Below are 19,249 nucleotides of genomic sequence, written 5' to 3' on the forward strand. Positions count from 1 at the left end.
TCGAAGCGCACCGAAGGCCGCCTTCGGTGCGTCTGACGCACCCAATGTGGCCTTGGGGCGCTTCCGGGGCGCCTAGTCCGAGACGGCCTCGGAGATCCAGGGGGCCACCGGCAGGTCGCGGTCCAGGCACTCCACCGACAGCCGGATGGTCCAGCGCAGCGCCTGCAGGACGAGGCTGTCGACCTCGTCCGGCGCCGCGTTGGCCAGGGCGATCTCGACCTGCTCCTGCGCCGCTTCGGTGTTGCCGTGGACCTCGGCGAGCAGCGTCCGGACCGCCGTCCGCACCGGCGGGTCGGCCTGGTCGATCGAGACCTCTTCGCCGTCCTCGTCGAACACCTGGACCTTCACCGGGGCGCTGCCGCCGTCGCCGAGGGTGGAGACCATCGCGCTGCACTCGCCGAAGAGCAGCAGCATGAGGGCCTTCGTCTCGTCCGCGCGGGCCTGGGGCTCGGCGGCCGACGGGGCGACCTCGCCCAGTGCTTCGGCGTCGTCACCGAGGCTCAGCGCGGTCAACGCGCGCTGAGCCTTCTCGACGAGCCGGCGCTCCTGCTCGCTCCAGTCCGGGTCCACGTGCCCCATCAAACACCACGACGGCGTCCGTGGGGATACCTTGATCCCTTGCGGGCCATCAGGCCGCGCGAAGGGCACCCAGCGCGAGCCGGCAGAGCAGTTCGGCGAGTTCGTCGTCACCGAGATGGCGGTTGTACGGCGTCGAGTTGATCAGTCCGAACACGGCGTGTGCCGCCGACCGCGCCTGCCGTTCACCCAGGTCCGGGACGGCTTCACGGATCACCCGCACCCACACCTCGACGTACTGGCGCTGGAGCGCGCGCACCTGCTTGCGGTCGGCGTCGGTGAGGTTCGCCAGGTTCCGCTCTTGAACGGTGATCAAGGCCGGGTGCGCGAGCGCGAAATCGACGTGGAACCGCACGAGGCCGGTCAGCGTGTCGTCGGGTTCACCGGGCCGGGCGGCCCGGGCGGTGCCGCCGTCGAGCAGGTAGCGGCTGATCGAGTTCAGCATCTCGCCGAGGATGGCGTCCTTGCTGCGGAAGTGGCGGTAGAGCGCCGGGCCGGAGATGCCGACGGCGGCCCCGATGTCGTCGATGCCGACACCGTGGAAGCCGTGGTGGGCGAACAGCTCGGCGGCCGCGGACAGGATCTGTTCGCGCCTGCTCGCCTTCTCGCCGTTCACGAGAGGGGTGGGGTTGGCCGGCATCCGGTCAGTTTAGAGCGGCAGGTTAGCGAGCGCTAACGTCCGGTCCGTGGTCGGATGCCGGCCCTCCTGTCACACGAACGGCGACGTGCCCAGGTCCACGCCCTTGGCGTCGCCCATCGAGTTCACCGGGCTGCTCTGGGCGAGCGTCCGGCCGAAGCAGACCGACCACGAGTTCGCCGCGACCCCCGACGACGCACACGTCCAGACGCCGAGGCCGGCCCCGGACGACGTGTAGAGGTCCATGGACGCACTCACGGAGAACAAGGCGGACCGGTTGTTGCGCACGATCACCGCGCCCTGAACGGCGCCCCCGCCCGCGGACCTGATCGCGCAGACCTGGGCGACCACGCTGGTGGCGACCGTCTTCGAGCCGGCGCAGTGCCAGGTGGCGGAGCTGGAGGTGATCGGGTTGGTGTTGCCGTAGGCGTGCCAGGAGCCGGTCTCCGCGGCCGCGGCGGTGCCCGTGGTCGTCAGGGCCAGCCCGAGGCCGGCGGCGATGGTGGTCAAGCCGGCGAAGGCCGTGCGCGCGAACGTCATCGGAAGTTCCCCTCTCGTCGAGCCCCGGTCGTCTCCGGAGGCTTCCGGGAGTACTCGCCTGGCGCGGGTCCGCGGTTTAGCCGGAGCGGCCGTCGACTCGAGGCCCGCTGACGAACCGCTGGGGTTTCACACTTCCGGTGTGGGCCGAGTGGGTACCTACCGGTAACCGGGGGTTCCGTGTCAGCCTCTCACCTGCTGTCCTAATCGGGTCGGCCCTGTCACAGAGGAGTGACCCATGGCTGTTCCCACCCGTAATTTCCGGCGATCCCTCCTACGGTTGAGCACGGCCCTGGGGGCCGTTGTCGTTGCCACTCTCGGTGTCACGGGCCTCGCCCACGCCGCCGGGACCGTCTACGCCGCACTCGGCGACTCCTACTCCTCCGGGGTCGGGGCCGGCAGCTACGGCAGTTCCGGGAGCTGCTACCGCAGTTCCAAGGCCTACCCGCAGCTGTGGGCCAACGCCCACAGCGGAACCTCCTTCACGTTCCTCGCCTGCTCGGGGGCGAAGACCGGGGACGTGATCAACCAGGCGAACTCGATCCCTTCGTCGGCCACGCTCGTCACGGTGACCGTCGGCGGGAACGACGCCGGGTTCAGCGACGTGATCACCACCTGCACCCTGGGCAGTGACTCCGACTGCGTGAACCGCGTCAACACGGCCAAGACCTACGTCAACAACACGCTGCCGCCGCTGTTGACCAACACCTACAACGCGATCAAGGCCAAGGCGCCGGGCGCCCAGCTCGTCGTCCTGTCCTACCCGCGCTTCTACACCGTGCCCGGCTCCTGCTGGGTCGGGCTGAGCGACACCAAGCGGACCGCGATCAACTCCGGTGCGGACACGCTGGCGTCGGTGATCCAGTCGCAGGCGGCCTCGGCGGGGGCGACCTTCGTCGACGTCCGGCCGTCGTTCGTCGGGCACAACATCTGCTCTTCGGCGGACGACTACCTGCACAGCCTCACCTGGCCGGTGATCGAGTCCTACCACCCGACCGTGGCCGGGCAGTCGGGCGGCTACTACGCCCCGCTGCGGGCGGCGATCGGCTGAGCTCGCTCGCGAACGGCCACCCCGGTCCGCCGGGGTGGCCGTTCCCGCGTTCCGGCGACTGGACACCCACGTTAGCCGTCGCTAACATCGAGGCGGAGGTTAACGACGGCTAACTTCGAGGGAGCCCATGGACACGCCGGCACTGGGGACTACGGCTGCCCCGGACAGCGAGGCCTACGCCCGCAACGCCACATCGCACGCGGAGCTGGTCGAGGACCTCCGCAAACGCTTGGCGAGCGCCCGGCTCGGCGGCCCGGAGAAGGCCCGCGCCCGGCACGTCGAGCGCGGCAAGCTGCTGCCCCGCGACCGCGTCGACACGCTGCTGGACCCGGGTTCGCCGTTCCTGGAGCTGTCCCCGCTGGCGGCGAACGGCCTCTACGACGACGAGGCGCCCTCGGCGGGCATCATCACCGGCGTCGGCCGGGTCTCGGGCCGGGAATGCGTGGTCGTCGCCAACGACGCCACCGTCAAGGGCGGCACGTACTACCCGATGACGGTGAAGAAGCACCTGCGCGCCCAGGAGGTCGCCCTCCACAACAACCTGCCGTGCGTCTACCTGGTGGACTCCGGCGGCGCGTTCCTGCCCCGGCAGGACGAGGTCTTCCCGGATCGTGAGCACTTCGGCCGGATCTTCTACAACCAGGCGACGATGTCCGCGCGCGGGATCCCGCAGATCGCCGCCGTGCTCGGCTCCTGCACCGCCGGCGGCGCGTACGTCCCGGCGATGAGCGACGAAGCCGTCATCGTCCGGAACCAGGGCACGATCTTCCTCGGCGGCCCGCCGCTGGTGAAGGCGGCGACCGGCGAGGTCGTCACGGCGGAGGAGCTCGGCGGCGGGGACGTCCACGCCCGCCAGTCCGGCGTCACCGACCACCTGGCCGACGACGACGCGCACGCCCTGCGGATCGTTCGCTCGATCGTGTCGACGCTCGGGCCGCGCGCCCCGCGGCCCTGGGACGTCTTGCCGACCGAGCCGCCCGCTGTCGACCCGGCCGAGCTGTACGGCGTCGTGCCGACCGACCCGCGCGTGCCCTACGACGTCCGCGAGGTGATCGCCCGGATCGTCGACGGCAGCCGGTTCGGCGAGTTCAAGAAGGAGTACGGGTCGACGCTGGTCACCGGGTTCGCCCGGATCCACGGCCACCCGGTCGGCATCATCGCGAACAACGGCGTGCTCTTCGCCGAGTCGGCGATGAAGGGCGCGCACTTCATCGAGCTGTGCGACAAGCGCTCGATCCCGCTGCTGTTCCTGCAGAACATCACCGGCTTCATGGTCGGGCGCGCGTACGAGGCCGGCGGCATCGCCAAGCACGGCGCGAAGATGGTCACCGCGGTGGCGTGCGCGCGGGTGCCGAAGCTGACCGTCGTGATCGGCGGCTCGTTCGGGGCGGGCAACTACTCGATGTGCGGCCGGGCGTACTCGCCGCGGTTCCTCTGGATGTGGCCGAACGCGCGGATCTCGGTGATGGGCGGCGAGCAAGCGGCTTCCGTGCTGTCGACGGTCCGCCGCGACTCGATCGAGGCGCGCGGCGGCGAATGGTCCACTGAGGACGAAGAGGCGTTCAAGGACCCGATCCGCGAGCAGTACGAGGCGCAGGGCAGCCCGTACTACTCCACCGCGCGGCTGTGGGACGACGGCGTCATCGACCCGGCGGACACCCGCACGGTGCTCGGCCTCGCCCTCTCGGCCGCGGCCAACGCGCCGCTGTCCGAGGTCAACTACGGCGTCTTCCGGATGTGAGGGGCATGTTCGACTCAGTTTTGGTCGCGAACCGGGGCGAGATCGCGGTCCGGGTCATCCGCACGCTGCGGGCGCTCGGGATCCGCGCGGTCGCCGTGTACAGCGACGCGGACGCCGACGCGCGGCACGTCCGCGAAGCGCACACGGCCGTCCGCATCGGCCCGGCGGAAGCCGCCCGCAGTTACCTGAACATCCCGGCCATCGTGGACGCGGCCGTGTCCGCCGGTGCGCAGGCCGTGCACCCCGGTTACGGCTTCCTGGCCGAGAACGCCGAGTTCGCGCGCGCCTGCGAGGCCGCCGGGCTCGTGTTCATCGGCCCGCCGGTCGCGGCCATCGACGCCATGGGCGACAAGATCCGCGCCAAGGCCACGGTGTCGAAGGCCGGGGTCCCGGTCGTGCCGGGCACGTCCGATGTGGACATCCCCGAGGGCGGTTTCGCCGACGCCGCCGCGAAGGTCGGCTACCCGCTGCTGCTCAAGCCATCCGCGGGTGGCGGTGGCAAGGGCATGCGGCTGGTGCACGCGCCCGAAGAGCTGGCCGCGGCGATCGAGTCGGCGCGGCGGGAGGCCAAGGGGTCCTTCGGCGACGACACGCTGCTGGTGGAGCGGTTCGTCACGACCCCGCGGCACATCGAGATCCAGGTGCTGGCCGACACGCACGGGAACGTCATCCACCTCGGCGAGCGCGAGTGCAGCCTGCAGCGGCGGCACCAGAAGATCATCGAGGAAGCGCCGTCGGTGCTGCTCGACGAGGCCACGCGCGAGAAGATGGGCTCGGCCGCGGCCGAAGCCGCGCGTTCGGTCGGGTACGTGGGCGCCGGGACCGTCGAGTTCATCATGTCGGCGAAGAACCCGGACGAGTTCTTCTTCATGGAGATGAACACCCGGCTGCAGGTCGAGCACCCGGTCACCGAACTGGTCACCGGTCTCGACCTCGTCGAGTGGCAGGTCCGGGTGGCCGCCGGGGAACACCTCTCCGTCAAGCAGGAAGACGTCGTCCTCGATGGACACGCCGTCGAGGCGCGGGTGTACGCCGAGGACCCGGCGCGCGGGTTCATCCCGACCGGCGGCACGGTGCTGGCGGTGCACGAGCCGGCCGGCGACGGCGTGCGCGTCGACTCCTGGATGACGCCGGGCGCGGTGGTCGGTTCGAACTACGACCCGATGCTGGCCAAGGTGATCGCGTGGGGCCCGGACCGGGCGGCGGCGCTGCACCGGCTCGACCTGGCGCTGGCCGACACGGCGCTGCTGGGCGTCGGCACGAACACGGCGTTCCTGCGCGGCCTGCTGGCCGATGAGGACGTTCGCGCCGGACGGCTCGACACCGAGCTCGTCGACCGGCGGCTGTCCACTTTGGTCTCGACCGAGGTGCCCGCGGAGTTCTTCGTCGCGGCCGCGCTGGACCGGTTCCTGGAGCTGCAGCCGTCCGGGCCCGTGGTGGACCCGTGGGACGTCCCGGACGGCTGGCGGATGGGCGGGTCCGGCGGCGTGACGTTCCGGTTGAAGTCGGGCACCGCGCGCGCGGTGGTCCGGGTGCAGGGCACGCCGTCGGCCGCCACGGTGTTCGTCGACGACGCCGAGCCGGTCGAGGTTTCGGCCCGGCGCGACGGTGACGTGCTCGAAATCCGCCACGCGGGCGGGTTCCACCGCTACCGCCAGGCCTGCGGTCCGGATCGGACGGTCTGGCTGGCGCGTGACGGCCTCAGCTTCCCGTTCGGGGAGCAGGAGTTCGTGCTCGCCTCGCGCGGCGAGGCCGCCGGAGCCGGGCCCGTCACCAGCCCGATGCCGGGCACGGTGCTCGTGGTCAAGGTCGCCGCGGGTGACGTCGTCAAGGCCGGGACGCCGTTGCTGGTCGTCGAGGCGATGAAGATGGAGCACACGGTCACCGCGCCGATCGACGGCGTCGTCAGTGAACTCCCCGTCCGGGCCGGCCAACAGGTCGCGCTCGACGAAACCCTTGCCATCGTTACCAGTCCGGCCAAAAGTAGCCTCCAGCCGTGACTGTGGCCGGATTGGTAACCATCAGCACAGTGACGCCCCACGAGGAGCAGCAGTGATCGACTTCCGCCTGGACGAGGAGTACGAGTCCCTCCGCAAAACCGTCGAGGACTTCGCGCACGCCGAAGTCGCGCCGGTGATCGGCGAGCTGTACGAGAAGGAAGAATTCCCGTACGCCATCGTCGCGAAGATGGGCGAGATGGGGCTGTTCGGCCTGCCGTTCCCCGAGGAGTTCGGCGGCATGGGCGGCGACTACTTCGCGCTGTGCCTGGCCCTGGAGGAGCTGGCCCGGGTCGACTCGTCGGTCGCGATCACCCTGGAGGCCGGTGTTTCCCTCGGCGCGATGCCGATCCACCGCTTCGGAACGCAGGAGCAGAAGGAGAAGTGGCTCCCCGACCTGTGCGCCGGGACGGCGCTGGGCGGCTTCGGCCTGACCGAACCGGGCGGCGGTTCGGACGCGGGCGCGACGCGCACGCGGGCCCGCCAGGACGGTGACGAGTGGATCATCAACGGCAGCAAGGCGTTCATCACGAACTCGGGCACGGACATCACCCGGTTCGTCACGGCCACCGCGGTCACCGACGTGATGGAGAACGGCCGCAAGGAGATCTCGGCCATCCTCGTCCCGTCCGGCACACCGGGCTTCGAGGTGGCGCCGAAGTACTCCAAGGTCGGCTGGAACTGCTCGGACACGCACGAGCTGTCCTTTTCGGACGTCCGGGTGCCCGCGGAGAACCTGGTCGGCGTCCGCGGCCGCGGGTACGCCCAGTTCCTGTCCATCCTGGATGAAGGCCGGGTCGCGATCGCCGCGTTGTCGGTGGGGCTGGCGCAGGGCTGCGTCGACGAGTGTCTCAAGTACGTGAAGGACCGGGTCGCGTTCGGCAAGCGGATCGGCGAGTACCAGGCGATCCAGTTCAAGATCGCGGACATGGAGGTCCGCACGCACACCGCGCGCCTGGCGTACTACCAGGCGGCGTCGAAGATGCTGCGCGGCGAGCCGTTCAAGAAGGAGGCGTCGATCGCGAAGCTGGTGGCCTCCAACGCCGCGATGGACAACGCGCGCGACGCGACGCAGATCTTCGGCGGGTACGGGTTCATGAACGAGTACCCGGTCAGCCGCTTCTACCGCGACGCGAAGATCCTGGAGATCGGTGAGGGCACTAGCGAGGTCCAGAAGATGCTGATCTCGCGGCACCTCGGCGTCGCCTGACGTACCGGGCGGGACACCTCCACCGAGGTGCCCCGCCCGGCTTTCACTGCGGTTGCTGCTGTTTCTTGTCCTCTTCCGCCCAGGCGGCTTCCGCCTGCATCTGGATGTCGGTGAGGCCGCGGTCGACCTGCACGATGTCCTTGCCCGCCCAGCCCGCGAAGTTCTTCGAGCTCTTGGCGTCGGACAGCGCCTTCAGCATCGGGTAGTACTCCGGGTGGTTCTTCTTGATCCAGTCGTCGGCGAACTTCATCTTCTTGTAGCTGTCGCCGAACTTGGTCTTCAGCCAGTCTTCGTGCTTCTTGATCATCGGGAAGTCGTGGTCGCTCAGGTGCGACTGCGGCGACGGCGGCTTCGGTGCGGGTGCCGGGGGCGGCAGCGGCCGGGAGAAGTTCGGGACCGTGCCGTCACCCGGCGGCCGTGTGCTCGGCGTCGCGCCCCCGGTGCCGGGGGTGTCGTGGGTGACCGCGGTGCCCGGCGGTGGCAGCGGCCGGGAGAAGTTCGGGACCGTGCCGTCACCCGGCGGCCGGGTGCCGGGAGTTGCGCCTCCGCCCGGTCGCGGCGGCAGCGGCCGCGAGAAGTTCGGCACGCTGTTCCCGTTCGGCCGCGGCACCGGCGTCAGCTCGTGGCCCGCGCCCGAGGCACCCGGCTTCGGCTTGACCAGCTTCGACAGCTGGGTCAGCCGCGCCATGGTCCGCCCGGCGTAGGCGACGACCTTGGCGAGCTTGGCCGCCATCGCCGCGACCTGCACCGAAACCTGCACGACGATCTTGCTGACGCCGACGGCGATCGACGCGCCGAAGGTGAACGCGGCCATCGCGAGCGCGATCAGCATCGTGGAGATGATGTCGCCGAGGATCGTCGTGATGATGTCGCGCAGCAGCGAGCGGACCGCGGCGATCAGCGCCCCGGTGGTCTCGACCATGTAGCCGGCGACGTCCGACGCCTTCGCGTTCGCGTCGATCCAGCCCTTCCGGTCGTCGATGGACTTCTTGAAGCTGTCGTAGCCCTTGCCCTGCCACTGGGTGATCGTCGACTTGAGCGTGTCGTCGAGCTGCGTGCCGGTGTTGCGCAGCGACTCGCCGATCTTGTGCAGCTCGTTGGCGACCTTGGTGACCTCGGACGGGTTGCCCGCCACCTGGTCCAGCGGCCACTTCAGGAACGAAACGTGCTCGATCAGCCAGCCCAGGCCCGCGGCGATCAGCTTCGCCAGCGGGTCCATGGCGAACGCGACGGTGTCCAGCGCGGCGCTGACGATGTTGATGCCGAGCTCCACGCTGACGGCCGCGAGGTCGCCGCCGTGTTCGGTCTGGACCTTGCCGATCGAGTCGCCCACCTGCTTCCAGCTGTCGAAGACGCCGGCGCCGGTCGTGGAGTTCGACGCGGTGATGGGAACGGTCACTTGCCCAGCTCCGTCTCGAAGGTGCTCAAACCCTGCGCGGTGTTCGAGTCGTGGGTCGTGTAGGTCTCGGCGGCCTTCTTGACGTCCGCGGCGGACTTGCCGATGTCCCCGGCGAGCTTGCCGATCTCGCCGGTGATGACGCCCATGGTGATCCGCGAGGGCACCGCGAGCACCTGGGCCAGCAGGATGCCGAACGCGGCGTTGTCGAACCCGTTGGCGGCCTGCATCCGGTTCGCGGCGTCCTGCACCGCCGGCTGCGTGGTGCCCGACAGGAACTGGCTGAACTTCTGCAGCTCGGCCGGGTCGACCGAGAAACCTGCTCCGGAAACCACCGGTTCTCCTCCGTCCTACCAGGGGTTGCTTTCGCCGTCGTCCTCGTCCGGCGCGGACCGGGGACGACGGCGCGGCTGACCGCGCTGCGGTTGCGGCGGGGGCGCGGCCGGGCGGTCCTCGGCCTCCTGCTCCGGCATGAAGACGTCGCTCTTGCCCGGGGGCGGTCCGGCGTCCGGTTCAGGGGCGGGCAGGAACTCCTCCAGCAGCTCGCGGGCGGCCGAGTTCTCGCCGACCATGCCGCCGAAGGCGTCGGCCACCTCGGCCGAGACCTTCTGCTGCGCCCGGCCGATCAGCTGCAGCACCAGGCCGGAAAGGGCTTGCGGGGGCCGCTCGTACGCGCGCGGGCCGAACCGGAGGCCCTGGAGGACGCCGCTCGGGCCGACGGTCACCGAAACCGCCCCGTCCGGGGACTGCACGGTGGCGACGGCGGAGCGGAGTTTCTCCTGGGCGGCAACGGCTTTCGCCCGGATGTCGTCGAGTTCGGCGCCGAACGCGGCGAGCGGGTCGCCGCCGGGCACTGACTGGGTCAATTTGTCCTCGTCGCGAGAGAGGTCATGAACGGGTGAAGTCAATCAGCGCCGGTTGAACTGCGGATGACACGCACGGAGCCGACGGCTGAACGCCCCCAGGACGGGCGCACTGGACAGCGATAACTATACCGGTATAGTTATCGCCATGGTTGAGATCAAAACGGAGTCCGAGCTGGCGATGATGCGGGAGGCCGGCCGGGTGGTGGCGAACACGCTGCACGCGGTCAAGGAGGCTGCCGCGATCGGCGTCTCCCTGCGCGAACTGGACGACGTCGCCGCCCACGTCATCGGTGAAGCCGGCGCGAAACCGTCGTTCCTGCACTACCAGCCGCGGTCCGCGCCGACGCCCTACCCGAACGTCCTGTGCACCAGCGTCAACGACGTCGTCGTGCACGGGATCCCGACGGCCTACCGCCTCCGGGACGGCGACCTGGTCAGCATCGACTGCGGCGCGATCCTCGACGGCTGGAACGGCGACGCGGCGATCAGCTTCGTCGTCGGCACCGCCGATCCCGCCGACCTCGCGCTCATCGAAGCCACCGAACGGGCGCTGCAGGCCGGGATCGCCGCCGCGCAGCCGGGCGGCAAGCTCGGCGACATCTCCCACGCCGTCGGCGTCGCCGGGCGCGCGCAGGGGCACGGCATGCTCGACGACCACGGCGGGCACGGCATCGGCCGCGCGATGCACGAGGACCCGCACCTGCCGAACGAAGGCCGGCCGGGCCGCGGGATGCGGCTGAAGCCGGGGCTCGTGCTGGCGATCGAGCCGATGCTCACCCGGGGCGGCGACGCCTACCGGTACGCCGAGGACGGCTGGTCAATCCACACCGCCGACGGCAGCCGGGCCGCGCACGTCGAGCACACCGTCGCGATCACCGAAGCCGGCCCGCGCGTGCTCACCGTGCGGTAGACAGGGGGGATGGACAACACCGTCATCCGATCGGGTGATTCCGGGGACGTCGACACCCTGCTGGGCTTCTTCGACGAAGCGGTCGGATGGCTGGTCGTGCGCGGCAGTTCGGGGCAGTGGGGGACCGAGCCGTGGAGCCGCGTCCCGAAGCGCGTCGAGCGGGTCAAGGGCATGGCCGCGGACCCGGGCCTGCGCATCGCGGTGGTCGACGGCGAGCCCGCCGGCGCGCTGATCGTCTCGGAGGACCACGACCCGCACGTGCCGGCGGTCGACGAGCGTGAGCTGTACATCCGGCTGCTCATCACGTCCCGGCGGTTCACCGGGCGGCACGTCGGCGGGCGCCTGATCGAGTACGCGCTCGACGAGGCGCGGCGGCGCGGGATCGACCTCGTGCGCGTCGACTGCTGGGCCGGCGGTGACGGCGAACTCCAGCGGTACTACGAAAGCCAGGGGTTCACCCCGACCGTCCGGTTCAGCGTCGAGGAGTGGGTCGGGCAGGTGCTGGAGCAGCGCGTGGGGTAGCGCTGACCGGGTTCCGGGACGACACTGTTGACACGGTGCCAACAGATGGAGGGGTCGCCATGGAACTCGCGGGCAAGGTCGTCGTCATCACCGGCGGCGGACAGGGGATCGGTGCGGCGACCGCGTCGGCGCTGGCCCGGCTGGGCGCGCGGGTGGTGATCGGCGACCTCGACCAGGTCCGGGCCGAGAAGACCGCCGGCGAGCTGGGGGCCGACGCGCTGCCGCTGGACGTCACCGACATCCGCGGGTTCACCGAGTTCCTCGACGAGGTCGAACGCCGCCACGGCCGGATCGACGTGCTGGTCAACAACGCCAGCATCATGCCGCTCGGCAACCTCGAGGAGGAGAGCGACGCGACGACCCGGCGGCAGCTGGAGATCAACCTGCACGCCGTCATCCACGGCACGCGCGAGGCGGTGAAGCGGATGCGGCCACGGCGGTCCGGGCACATCGTCAACGTCGCTTCGTTCGCGGGCAAGGCCGGCTTCCCCGGCGCGGCGACCTACTGCGCGACCAAGCACGCGGTCGTCGGGCTGTCCGAGGCGGTGCACCTGGAGCTGCACGGCAGCGGCGTGCACGTTTCGTGCGTGATGCCGGCGATCGTCCGGACGGAACTGGCGAGCGGCCTCGGCGAAGCGAAGCTGTTCAAGTCGTCGCGGCCGGAAGATGTGGCCGACGCCATCGTGGCCACGCTGCGGAAGCCTCGTTTCGACGTCTACGTGCCCCGGTCGGTGGGCACTATGGGAAAGCTCACCCGGCTGCTGCCGCGGCGGTTCGGCGAAGCGCTGTCGCGGGCGCTCAAGGCGGACCGGCTGCTGGCCTCGGCAGCCCATTCCCCGGCGCGTGCGGCCTACGAAGCCCGTGCCGCGGAGAGCGGGCCCGGGGTAGCTCGAACGGATCAGTGACTGTCCGAAATAGACGTCTCTGCCGGGCGCGGGTGTTGAGTCCACTCGCCTGGCCCGGCAAGATTGCCCCCGGATCGGTTCTTCGGGAGGCTCGATGGTTTCACCACCCGCACGGCTGGCCGCCGCGGCGTCGAACGTGCTCGGCAAGGTGCTGCACGGCGGTGTCGCCGACCTGCGCCCGATGCCGCGGGTGCTGGTCGACCAGGGGCCCAACCGCTCGCTGTACCGGATGACCCACCGCGGCGGCACGGTGTCCGGACCACCGATCCTGCTGGTACCGCCGCTGGCGGCGCCGGCGATCTGCTTCGACCTGCGCCGCGGCTGCAGCCTCGTCGAGCACCTGGTCGAGGGCGGCCGCAACACCTACCTCGTCGACTACGGCATGGTCGCGTTCTCCGACCGGCGCCTGGGCATCGAGCACTGGATCGACGAGGTGCTCCCGCGCGCGATCCGGCGCGTGAGTCTCGATGCCGGCGGCCAGGACGTGCACCTGGTGTCGTGGTCGCTCGGCGGGATCTTCTCGCTGCTGGTGAACGCCGACCGCCCGGACCTCCCGATCGCGTCGATCACCGCGATCGGCTCACCGGTGGACTTCACGGCGATCCCGATCGTGGCCCCGTTCCGCCCGCTGGTCGACCTGACGAACGGCCACCTCCTGACACCGATCTACCGCGTGTTCGGCGGCGCACCGTCCTATTTGGTCAGCCGCGTCTTCCGCGCGACGGGCATCAGCAAGGAGATCACGAAGCCCCTGGCCATCCTGTCGCACCTGGACGACCGCGACTACCTCGCCCAGATCGAGGCGGTCGACCACTTCATGAGCAACATGTACGCGTACCCGGGCCGCACGTTCGGCCAGCTGTACCACCGCCTGTTCCGCACGAACGACCTGGCGGAGGGCAAGGTGGACCTGAACGGCCGGATCATCTCGCTGTCATCGGTCCGCGTGCCGACGTTGGTGGTGGCGGGCGAGAACGACACAATCGCGCCGAGGCCGTCGGTGGAGCGCGTGGTGGAGTTGCTGGACAAGGCCCCGGAGGTCCGCTTCAAGACCGCGCCCGGAGGGCATCTCGGCGTCCTGACGGGCCGGAAGGCCCGCGGCACGACGTGGCGGTACCTGGACGAGTTCCTGGACGACCAGATCTCTTGACCGCGGTGAAGGCCACCCCGGACCGGAGTGGCCTTCACCAGCGCGTCACTTGAGTTCCGCGGACGTCTTCCCGAGGATCCGCCTCGCGACGATCAGCTGCTGAATCTGTTGCGTCCCCTCGAAGATGTCCAGGATTTCTCAGCCGGTTTTCGTTGACCCCGCTCACTTCGCCGCAAACGGCCTCTGACCTGCGCTGATAGGTCTCGTTAGTTCTCGTTGTCTGTCGCTGCTCCCTGGCCTCTGACGGCCTGGAGACGGCCTGGCGCTCCAGCCACGCCTACCCCTGCATCCCGATACGAAGCCAGCACGCGGCCGGTGGTGCCGGGTCAAGACACGCTTCACCGTCTTGACGCGGTGCTACCGGCCGTTGTCACGATCCGGCGTCGGGATGGAGGTCCCCTACGACGGTGCGTAACAGAGATCGAGTCACGAGCGACCCGTCCGTCATACCTACTTGTAGAGGGAGGTCGATGTTGGCTCAGAGGACACATGCGCTGCTGCCTTGCGGCGCTGGGCCGGCCGACCCGCTGGCGGCCGCACCGCCCGACCGGCGGGCGAAGCGGAGCGGCAGCCCGCCGTGTCGGAAGCGGATGCGGCCGCCCAGGTGAGGGGCTCCTTGCGCGACCGACGCGCCGCTACAGGCGGCGCGCCCTTGATCCCATAGAGCTAAGTTCGGCAATCCGAGTACCCGAAGGAAGCGCATGACGCCCGAAGCTGTTCATCCTCTAGACCTTACAAAGATCGACTTGGGTGCTCCGGCCGCTGAGCGAGATATTCACAAAGGCTTAGAGCGATACTTCGTCGAGTCTGAAGCTTTCAAGAGGGTTGAACAGGGCGCAAAAACGATCATCCTTGGCAATAGGGGTGTGGGCAAGAGTGCCATCTTTCAGATGATGGCGAAGCGTGGTCGTGATCAGGGCGCTCATGTTATTGAGTTGGCTCCTGAGGATTACTCCTACGAGCTCCTCAAGTCGACGCTTGCCACTGAGGAATCGGGTGCGTGGGCAAAGTATGGCGCATATGCCGCCGGATGGAAGTACCTAATCTATGTGCAAGTGATGAAGATTGTCTGCAGCAAGACGACTCGTCCGAAGCGCGGTGCTATGGGCGATATTCATCGGTACATTCGAGACAATCATTACGATCCAAATATGAGCAAGCTTTCCGCCTTGGTGTCATACATAAAACGCCTCGAAGGCGTCAAGCTTGGAAATCTCGAAGGCTCACTAAAGACTCGTGCGCTCGAAAAGCTATACAAGCTTGAAGAGATCAATCACCTGCTTCCGAAGTTAAATGAAGTACTTGGGGATAAAAAAGTAATTGTCCTAGTCGACGAGTTGGACAAGGGTTGGGATTCATCTGAGGATGCCCAGTCGTTCGTTGCTGGACTCTTTCAAGCTTGTGTTCAAATTAACCTTTTCTCGCCTAATCTGCGCGTGTACATGTCACTGCGTCAGGAGTTGTATGACAATATTCCGGCACTATATGACGATGCGCAGAAGTATAGGGATTTGATTGAAACAATCACGTGGACCGAGTCGGGTCTGCTCAGCCTGATGGCGAAAAGGATTAGAAACTCCATACCTCGTCTTGAGTCTGGAGACGACACGGAGGTCTGGTCTTCGATCTTCTCCGAGGCCTTAGATTATCGGCGGAGCAAGTCTTTCAACTATCTCGTCGACAGAACTTTATATAGACCTCGCGAGATCATCCAGTTTTCGACCCAGGTGATTGAGAGCGCGGTCGAGGACGGCTCAAGTCCGCCGTTGAATTACTCAACTGTTACAACGGCCGAAAAATCGTATTCTGAAGATCGAACTGAAGATATTGCCTCGGAATACAGATTTCAGTACCCAGGTCTCTTGGGGGTGCTGGACGCTTTTCGTGGTCGCATCTATACCTTCTCGCGAAGTGACTTGGAGTACCTGTGCCTTGAGATTATCTGCGGTGACGTGCCGACTGGTGAGAGTGCTCAGGAGTGGCTGGCTCCGCTTGATCCGGAGTCGTTGATCGAGATTCTGTGGAGAGTTGGTTTCCTGAGGGCGAGAGCTGTTGGTGGCATCAAGGGGCGGAGGCGTAGTGGCAGCGCGTACTTGGGGCCGTATCAAGTCGTGAGCCTTAGTCTTTCTGGAATTCAGACCTTCCAAGTTCACCCCATGTTTAGAAGCTATTTGGGAATGCGTGAGCCAAAGCGAAACCCGCCGGACTGACGATTAAGTGAAAAAAGCTTCATTTCTCGAAGAGAGGGCGTGCTTAATTCTCAAAGCAATGGATTTGTGTATATTAAGATGCGGCAGATCTCCCAGTGCAACCCAGGCGACCTCCTTGCTCTCGTTGCTGGTTTGCAGGGTGCCACCTGTTGCGGCAGCGCGGAAGCAAATCGAGAACTCTTGGCGGACTTCGCCGTCGTCGTAGGCGATGACATGCTTTGGGTCCGAGTACAAGCCAATCACCGCGGTGACTTCGCACTCGATGCCGGTCTCCTCGCGGACCTCTCGGACTGCAGCCTCAGCCAGAGTTTCGCCGAGCTCCAGCTGGCCGCCCGGGATGGAGTACAGGTCGTTGTCCGTGCGCCTGATCATTAGGATTCGGCCTTCGTCGTCCTGGATGAACGCCGAGACTGCTACCGCGATGCTGTTGGCCTTGGGTGCGTTCGGGTCGTTGTAGTAGTCGATTCGGGTCATGCGGCCTCCTAGAAGGTGGCTGGCTTGGCGAGGTTCCAGACTGATTCGAAGCTCTCTGAGTAGGTCTCGAAGAGGTCCCCGGCGGACAGTCTCCGCAGGTGGAGGGACGGGGCGTGGGCTCCCTGGAACCCGTATACGTGCGTGTTGATGATCATTTCGTCGTCGAAGCGGAAGATCGAGTTGTAGAGCGTCGTGTTGTGGAATCGCATCTCGACCCCGTCGACGCCGACCAGTGGCCGGTAGGACGCCAGCGCGTTGCGGATGCGCGCCGCGAGTGTCCCTTCGCCGAGCTGCTCTTCCTCGCCGCGCAGGGCGACGCTGTCGCCTTCGGGGTCTCCGAACACGAGCCGGATGCGAGCGCCGGCCGCTGCCTTGGCTGTCAGGTCCTTGATGAACCGCGGGCGTTCTACCAGGAACAACGCCGCATGGACCAGGATCTCGACGGTCTCCGATGCTTCTTTGATCAGCCGGTCCCACAGCTCGACGGGGACGGCGTTGCGGTGCGGGAAGACCTGCACAAGCTCGGCGGCGGCCGTTTCGGCCTTGCGCTCGGGGGCTACGGAGTCCGGCCACAGGTAGGTCTCTGACTCGCGCGCCATGGCGGCGATCTTGTGCCGGTGCTTGGGGTAGGGCGTCCGGTTCTTGGTGATCCAGCGCTCGACGGTCTTCTGATCGACCCCGACGGCCTTGGCGACCTGCTCCAACGTCAGGCCGTTGCGCAGCAGCGCGTCACGCAGGCGTTCGTTCGGCATCGTCACCCCTTGGGACGTGTAGGGACGTCTTCGACGGTACCAGGGACGTCCCGAGATGTCCCGCCACGTGGTGATCACGTCCCGCCTTTTGGCAGAGTCTGGGTGTCAGGTTGCCGGGGCAGGCCTGGTGCCAGGACATCGAGGAGGTAGGCGTGACCATTGCAACCGCCGTCCGGCTGGCTGGTTTGGACAAGCGGGCGGTACCTCGCCGACGTGCGGCGTAGGCGCGGCGTGGCATGCGCGACACGGTTCAGATCCACGTCACGGCTGATCTGCCCATTCGTGTCACGGCGCTGACGTACGCAAACCGCGCGGAAGTCCGGTTCGGCAAGGCGTTCCCGGTGGTCCTGCTCGTGGACTCCGACGCCATCGCCGTACTGCGGAGGGAACTGGACGAGGTGAGCGCGGCACTGGACGCCGCAGCGGCACGAGGCGGAGAGCCGCCTGAAGTAACCAACCAATAGACGACGCAAGGGATTCAGCATGGCTATCGAAAAGGGACACCGGTTCGGGATCGACTTCGATGACGCGTTTCCGCAGGGCTTGGTGATGGTGGGCGACGTGTCGCCGGACAACGAGTATCAGTCGCGTGAGGACCGGGCTGCGAACCGCGCGGCGCGGCAGCGGGTGGATGAGGTGACGGGTAAGCGGCAGTGGAAGGTGATGGTCACCGACCCGGCGGAGACGCGGGCGAAGCGTGCTTCGTTCGAAATCACGTTGCTGGCCGATGTGCAGCCGGTGCCGACGACGTCGGAGGCGTTGCCGGGGATGCGGCCGATCGAGCTGGAGGGGCTGACGGCTGAGCCGAAGGTGGCTGGGCAGGGTGAGTTCAAGTACCAGTCCTACGCCTTCCGTGCGACGGGCTTCAAGGTGGCCGGCAGTGGTGCGAAGTCGGGGCGCTCCGCCACGGCTGGCGAAGCTGCGGCCAAGGCGGCGTGAGCGGCGTGAGGACGTCTGGGCCGGTTCGGGATGCTGCGGCGTTCGGTGTGCTGGTCCAGACGTGGGAGTTGGCGTACCGCGAGTACATGCAGGCGTGGGAGCACGGGCGTCGGGTGTTCTCGCCGTCGTCGTCGCTGAACGCGTCGAATGCGGCTCGGCGGGTGGCGCAGGCGTGGCAGGAGTTGGCGCGGACGCGTGGTCTGCCGTGGTGGTGTATCGCGGCGTTGGAGTCGGCGGCCGAAGGGTTCGCTGAGCTGGCACAGGATTGGGCGAGTAAGGCAGACGGTGATGGTGCTTCGGGTCGACGGGTTCGGCGTGACGTGGACAGTGGAGCCAGGGGACTCGGTGGCGGTGGAGGAGACCGGCCCCCATCCGGGCTGCCCGCCGATGCTGGTCGTGACCGGCGGAACCGTGGTTTCCCTCGCGTTGCCGACGGATCTGGGCCAGTGGCCGGCGTGCGTGGCTTTCCTTCTCCGGCTCCGCGACGGAGTGGACGACCTGGCGGCGCTGCTGACGGCTCGCACGGCGGTTCCGGGCGGCCGTGATGGGAACGGCAACGGTGAAGGCTAGTGCGCCCCGGACGTTGCAGGAGGCGCATGAGGATGCGTATGCGCGAATGCCGGGACGTGACGCGCCGGTGTCGGCGTGGGTGGCGTTTCGGCGGGCGAACGCGCGGATGTATCGGGCCGTAGCCGATCTCGACCGAGGACACCACCACGAAGCGCTCTACTGGTCTGACCGAGAGCGGCGCGAAGTGGAGAGCTTGACCAAGAAGCCTGAGTGGAAATCGGATTACGGACGGGAGGGGGTAGACCCCACAGGTGCCCCTATCACTCCGGCGGCACGGCTGAGTAAAGAACAGCTTCCGCCGCTGCCGGATGTCGAATTCGGCGCGTACCTGCGAGCGGCGCGGGAACGGAGGTCGTTGAGCCTCTCGGCCGTCGCGGCGCGCGTGAAGATCAGCAAGTCGACCTTGCAGGCGATTGAGACGGGATCGCGCCACCCGGGGTCGCTGCACGTGATCGCTGCTCTGGCCGATGCATTGGGCGAAGATCGCGTTGTGTTCGCCCTGCTGGCTCTGCGGGGGCATACGGACGCTTCTGGGCAGTAGCAAGCTTCCGAAGAACTGGATATCGAAAATTTCGCACGTGAGGACGTGCGACGGATAAACGCGTCCTCATGTACTCGCAATGATCCTTAAGAACGCAGAACCGGTTCCTGGCTACCAACCTTTTCGCCGGTTCTGCGTCTGTCCACTGGAGAAGTGAACAATGCGAACGATAAATGATGATGACCGACGCCAGTCAACCGGGGTCACCCGGATGCGCTGCGCGGAATGCAAGAAGTTCACGCGCCTGCTGCCTGGGGAGACCAAG

The 19,249-nt window shown here is 67.6% G+C and carries 21 protein-coding genes; 13 read left to right on the forward strand and 8 right to left on the reverse strand.

The window, feature by feature from the left end; genetic code table 11:
* Positions 1-72 precede the first annotated feature (72 nt).
* The 3 genes from ACLJOU_RS14855 to ACLJOU_RS14865 all read right to left on the reverse strand — a co-directional run bounded on the left by ACLJOU_RS14855 (position 73) and on the right by ACLJOU_RS14865 (position 1,753).
* A complete protein-coding gene (locus tag ACLJOU_RS14855; protein ID WP_013229665.1) occupies positions 73-579 on the reverse strand; it encodes a hypothetical protein in 507 nt (168 codons plus the stop codon).
* 49 nt (positions 580-628) lie between these two features.
* On the reverse strand, positions 629-1,216 hold the full coding sequence (locus tag ACLJOU_RS14860; protein WP_043777105.1) for a TetR/AcrR family transcriptional regulator: 588 nt from the start codon (positions 1,214-1,216) through the stop codon (positions 629-631).
* 69 nt (positions 1,217-1,285) lie between these two features.
* The gene (locus ACLJOU_RS14865) at positions 1,286-1,753 is read right to left on the reverse strand and encodes a hypothetical protein (RefSeq protein WP_410567643.1); all 468 of its coding nucleotides are present in this window, start codon (positions 1,751-1,753) and stop codon (positions 1,286-1,288) included.
* Between the two features lie 277 nt (positions 1,754-2,030).
* On the opposite strand from ACLJOU_RS14865, the gene ACLJOU_RS14870 reads away from it, so the two are divergent.
* The 4 genes from ACLJOU_RS14870 to ACLJOU_RS14885 all read left to right on the forward strand — a co-directional run bounded on the left by ACLJOU_RS14870 (position 2,031) and on the right by ACLJOU_RS14885 (position 7,749).
* Positions 2,031-2,801, forward strand: a complete 771-nt coding sequence (locus ACLJOU_RS14870) for an SGNH/GDSL hydrolase family protein (protein ID WP_410567645.1) — start codon at positions 2,031-2,033, stop codon at positions 2,799-2,801.
* 127 nt (positions 2,802-2,928) lie between these two features.
* Complete coding sequence (locus tag ACLJOU_RS14875; protein ID WP_410567647.1) at positions 2,929-4,542, forward strand: carboxyl transferase domain-containing protein; 1,614 nt, start codon at positions 2,929-2,931, stop codon at positions 4,540-4,542.
* A gap of 5 nt (positions 4,543-4,547) precedes the next feature.
* Positions 4,548-6,542 carry an acetyl-CoA carboxylase biotin carboxylase subunit gene (locus tag ACLJOU_RS14880; RefSeq protein WP_410567649.1) on the forward strand — a complete coding sequence of 665 codons (1,995 nt, stop codon included), beginning with the start codon at positions 4,548-4,550 and terminating at the stop codon, positions 6,540-6,542.
* A gap of 52 nt (positions 6,543-6,594) precedes the next feature.
* Complete coding sequence (locus ACLJOU_RS14885; RefSeq protein ID WP_410567651.1) at positions 6,595-7,749, forward strand: acyl-CoA dehydrogenase family protein; 1,155 nt, start codon at positions 6,595-6,597, stop codon at positions 7,747-7,749.
* Positions 7,750-7,792: 43 nt separating this feature from the next.
* Here ACLJOU_RS14885 and ACLJOU_RS14890 read toward each other — a convergent pair whose 3' ends face one another.
* The 3 genes from ACLJOU_RS14890 to ACLJOU_RS14900 are packed head-to-tail and all read right to left on the reverse strand — an operon-like array spanning position 7,793 to position 10,011.
* The gene (locus tag ACLJOU_RS14890; RefSeq protein WP_410567652.1) at positions 7,793-9,148 is read right to left on the reverse strand and encodes a hypothetical protein; all 1,356 of its coding nucleotides are present in this window, start codon (positions 9,146-9,148) and stop codon (positions 7,793-7,795) included.
* Positions 9,145-9,480, reverse strand: coding sequence for a hypothetical protein (locus ACLJOU_RS14895; protein ID WP_410567653.1), 336 nt, complete (start codon positions 9,478-9,480; stop codon positions 9,145-9,147). Before ACLJOU_RS14895 ends, ACLJOU_RS14890 begins: the two co-directional genes overlap by 4 nt.
* Before the next feature lie 15 nt (positions 9,481-9,495).
* The gene (locus tag ACLJOU_RS14900; protein ID WP_410567655.1) at positions 9,496-10,011 is read right to left on the reverse strand and encodes a YbaB/EbfC family nucleoid-associated protein; all 516 of its coding nucleotides are present in this window, start codon (positions 10,009-10,011) and stop codon (positions 9,496-9,498) included.
* A gap of 145 nt (positions 10,012-10,156) precedes the next feature.
* Here ACLJOU_RS14900 and map point away from each other — a divergent pair, with 145 nt between their 5' ends.
* The 5 genes from map (at position 10,157) to ACLJOU_RS14925 (ending at position 15,708) form a co-directional block, all read left to right on the forward strand.
* Positions 10,157-10,921, forward strand: a complete 765-nt coding sequence (map, locus tag ACLJOU_RS14905) for a type I methionyl aminopeptidase (RefSeq protein WP_410567657.1) — start codon at positions 10,157-10,159, stop codon at positions 10,919-10,921.
* A 9-nt stretch (positions 10,922-10,930) separates the two neighbouring features.
* Entirely contained in the window at positions 10,931-11,443 is a 513-nt protein-coding gene (locus ACLJOU_RS14910; RefSeq protein WP_410567658.1) for a GNAT family N-acetyltransferase, read from the forward strand.
* A 59-nt stretch (positions 11,444-11,502) separates the two neighbouring features.
* The gene (locus ACLJOU_RS14915; protein WP_410567659.1) at positions 11,503-12,348 is read left to right on the forward strand and encodes an SDR family oxidoreductase; all 846 of its coding nucleotides are present in this window, start codon (positions 11,503-11,505) and stop codon (positions 12,346-12,348) included.
* A 94-nt stretch (positions 12,349-12,442) separates the two neighbouring features.
* Positions 12,443-13,498 (forward strand): alpha/beta fold hydrolase, encoded by a 1,056-nt coding sequence (locus ACLJOU_RS14920; RefSeq protein WP_410567661.1) that lies wholly within the window; start codon positions 12,443-12,445, stop codon positions 13,496-13,498.
* Between the two features lie 701 nt (positions 13,499-14,199).
* Positions 14,200-15,708 (forward strand): P-loop ATPase, Sll1717 family, encoded by a 1,509-nt coding sequence (locus ACLJOU_RS14925; protein ID WP_410567663.1) that lies wholly within the window; start codon positions 14,200-14,202, stop codon positions 15,706-15,708.
* A 3-nt stretch (positions 15,709-15,711) separates the two neighbouring features.
* Here the strand turns inward: ACLJOU_RS14925 and ACLJOU_RS14930 are convergent, their stop codons facing one another.
* Positions 15,712-16,182, reverse strand: coding sequence for an NUDIX hydrolase (locus tag ACLJOU_RS14930; protein WP_410567665.1), 471 nt, complete (start codon positions 16,180-16,182; stop codon positions 15,712-15,714).
* 8 nt (positions 16,183-16,190) lie between these two features.
* On the reverse strand, positions 16,191-16,934 hold the full coding sequence (locus ACLJOU_RS14935) for a DUF5919 domain-containing protein (protein ID WP_410567667.1): 744 nt from the start codon (positions 16,932-16,934) through the stop codon (positions 16,191-16,193).
* A gap of 236 nt (positions 16,935-17,170) precedes the next feature.
* Here ACLJOU_RS14935 and ACLJOU_RS14940 point away from each other — a divergent pair, with 236 nt between their 5' ends.
* The 4 genes from ACLJOU_RS14940 (at position 17,171) to ACLJOU_RS14955 (ending at position 18,984) form a co-directional block, all read left to right on the forward strand.
* A complete protein-coding gene (locus ACLJOU_RS14940; RefSeq protein ID WP_410567669.1) occupies positions 17,171-17,398 on the forward strand; it encodes a hypothetical protein in 228 nt (75 codons plus the stop codon).
* A 19-nt stretch (positions 17,399-17,417) separates the two neighbouring features.
* Positions 17,418-17,873, forward strand: a complete 456-nt coding sequence (locus ACLJOU_RS14945; protein ID WP_410567670.1) for a hypothetical protein — start codon at positions 17,418-17,420, stop codon at positions 17,871-17,873.
* Positions 17,874-18,161: 288 nt separating this feature from the next.
* The gene (locus ACLJOU_RS14950) at positions 18,162-18,443 is read left to right on the forward strand and encodes a hypothetical protein (protein WP_410567672.1); all 282 of its coding nucleotides are present in this window, start codon (positions 18,162-18,164) and stop codon (positions 18,441-18,443) included.
* Positions 18,418-18,984, forward strand: coding sequence for an AMED_5909 family protein (locus tag ACLJOU_RS14955; protein WP_410567674.1), 567 nt, complete (start codon positions 18,418-18,420; stop codon positions 18,982-18,984). The genes ACLJOU_RS14950 and ACLJOU_RS14955 overlap by 26 nt, the downstream gene beginning before the upstream one ends.
* Positions 18,985-19,249 lie beyond the last annotated feature (265 nt).

Origin of the sequence: Amycolatopsis sp. cmx-4-61, from assembly GCF_046548775.1 — a bacterium.
Classification (GTDB): Bacteria; Actinomycetota; Actinomycetes; order Mycobacteriales; family Pseudonocardiaceae; genus Amycolatopsis.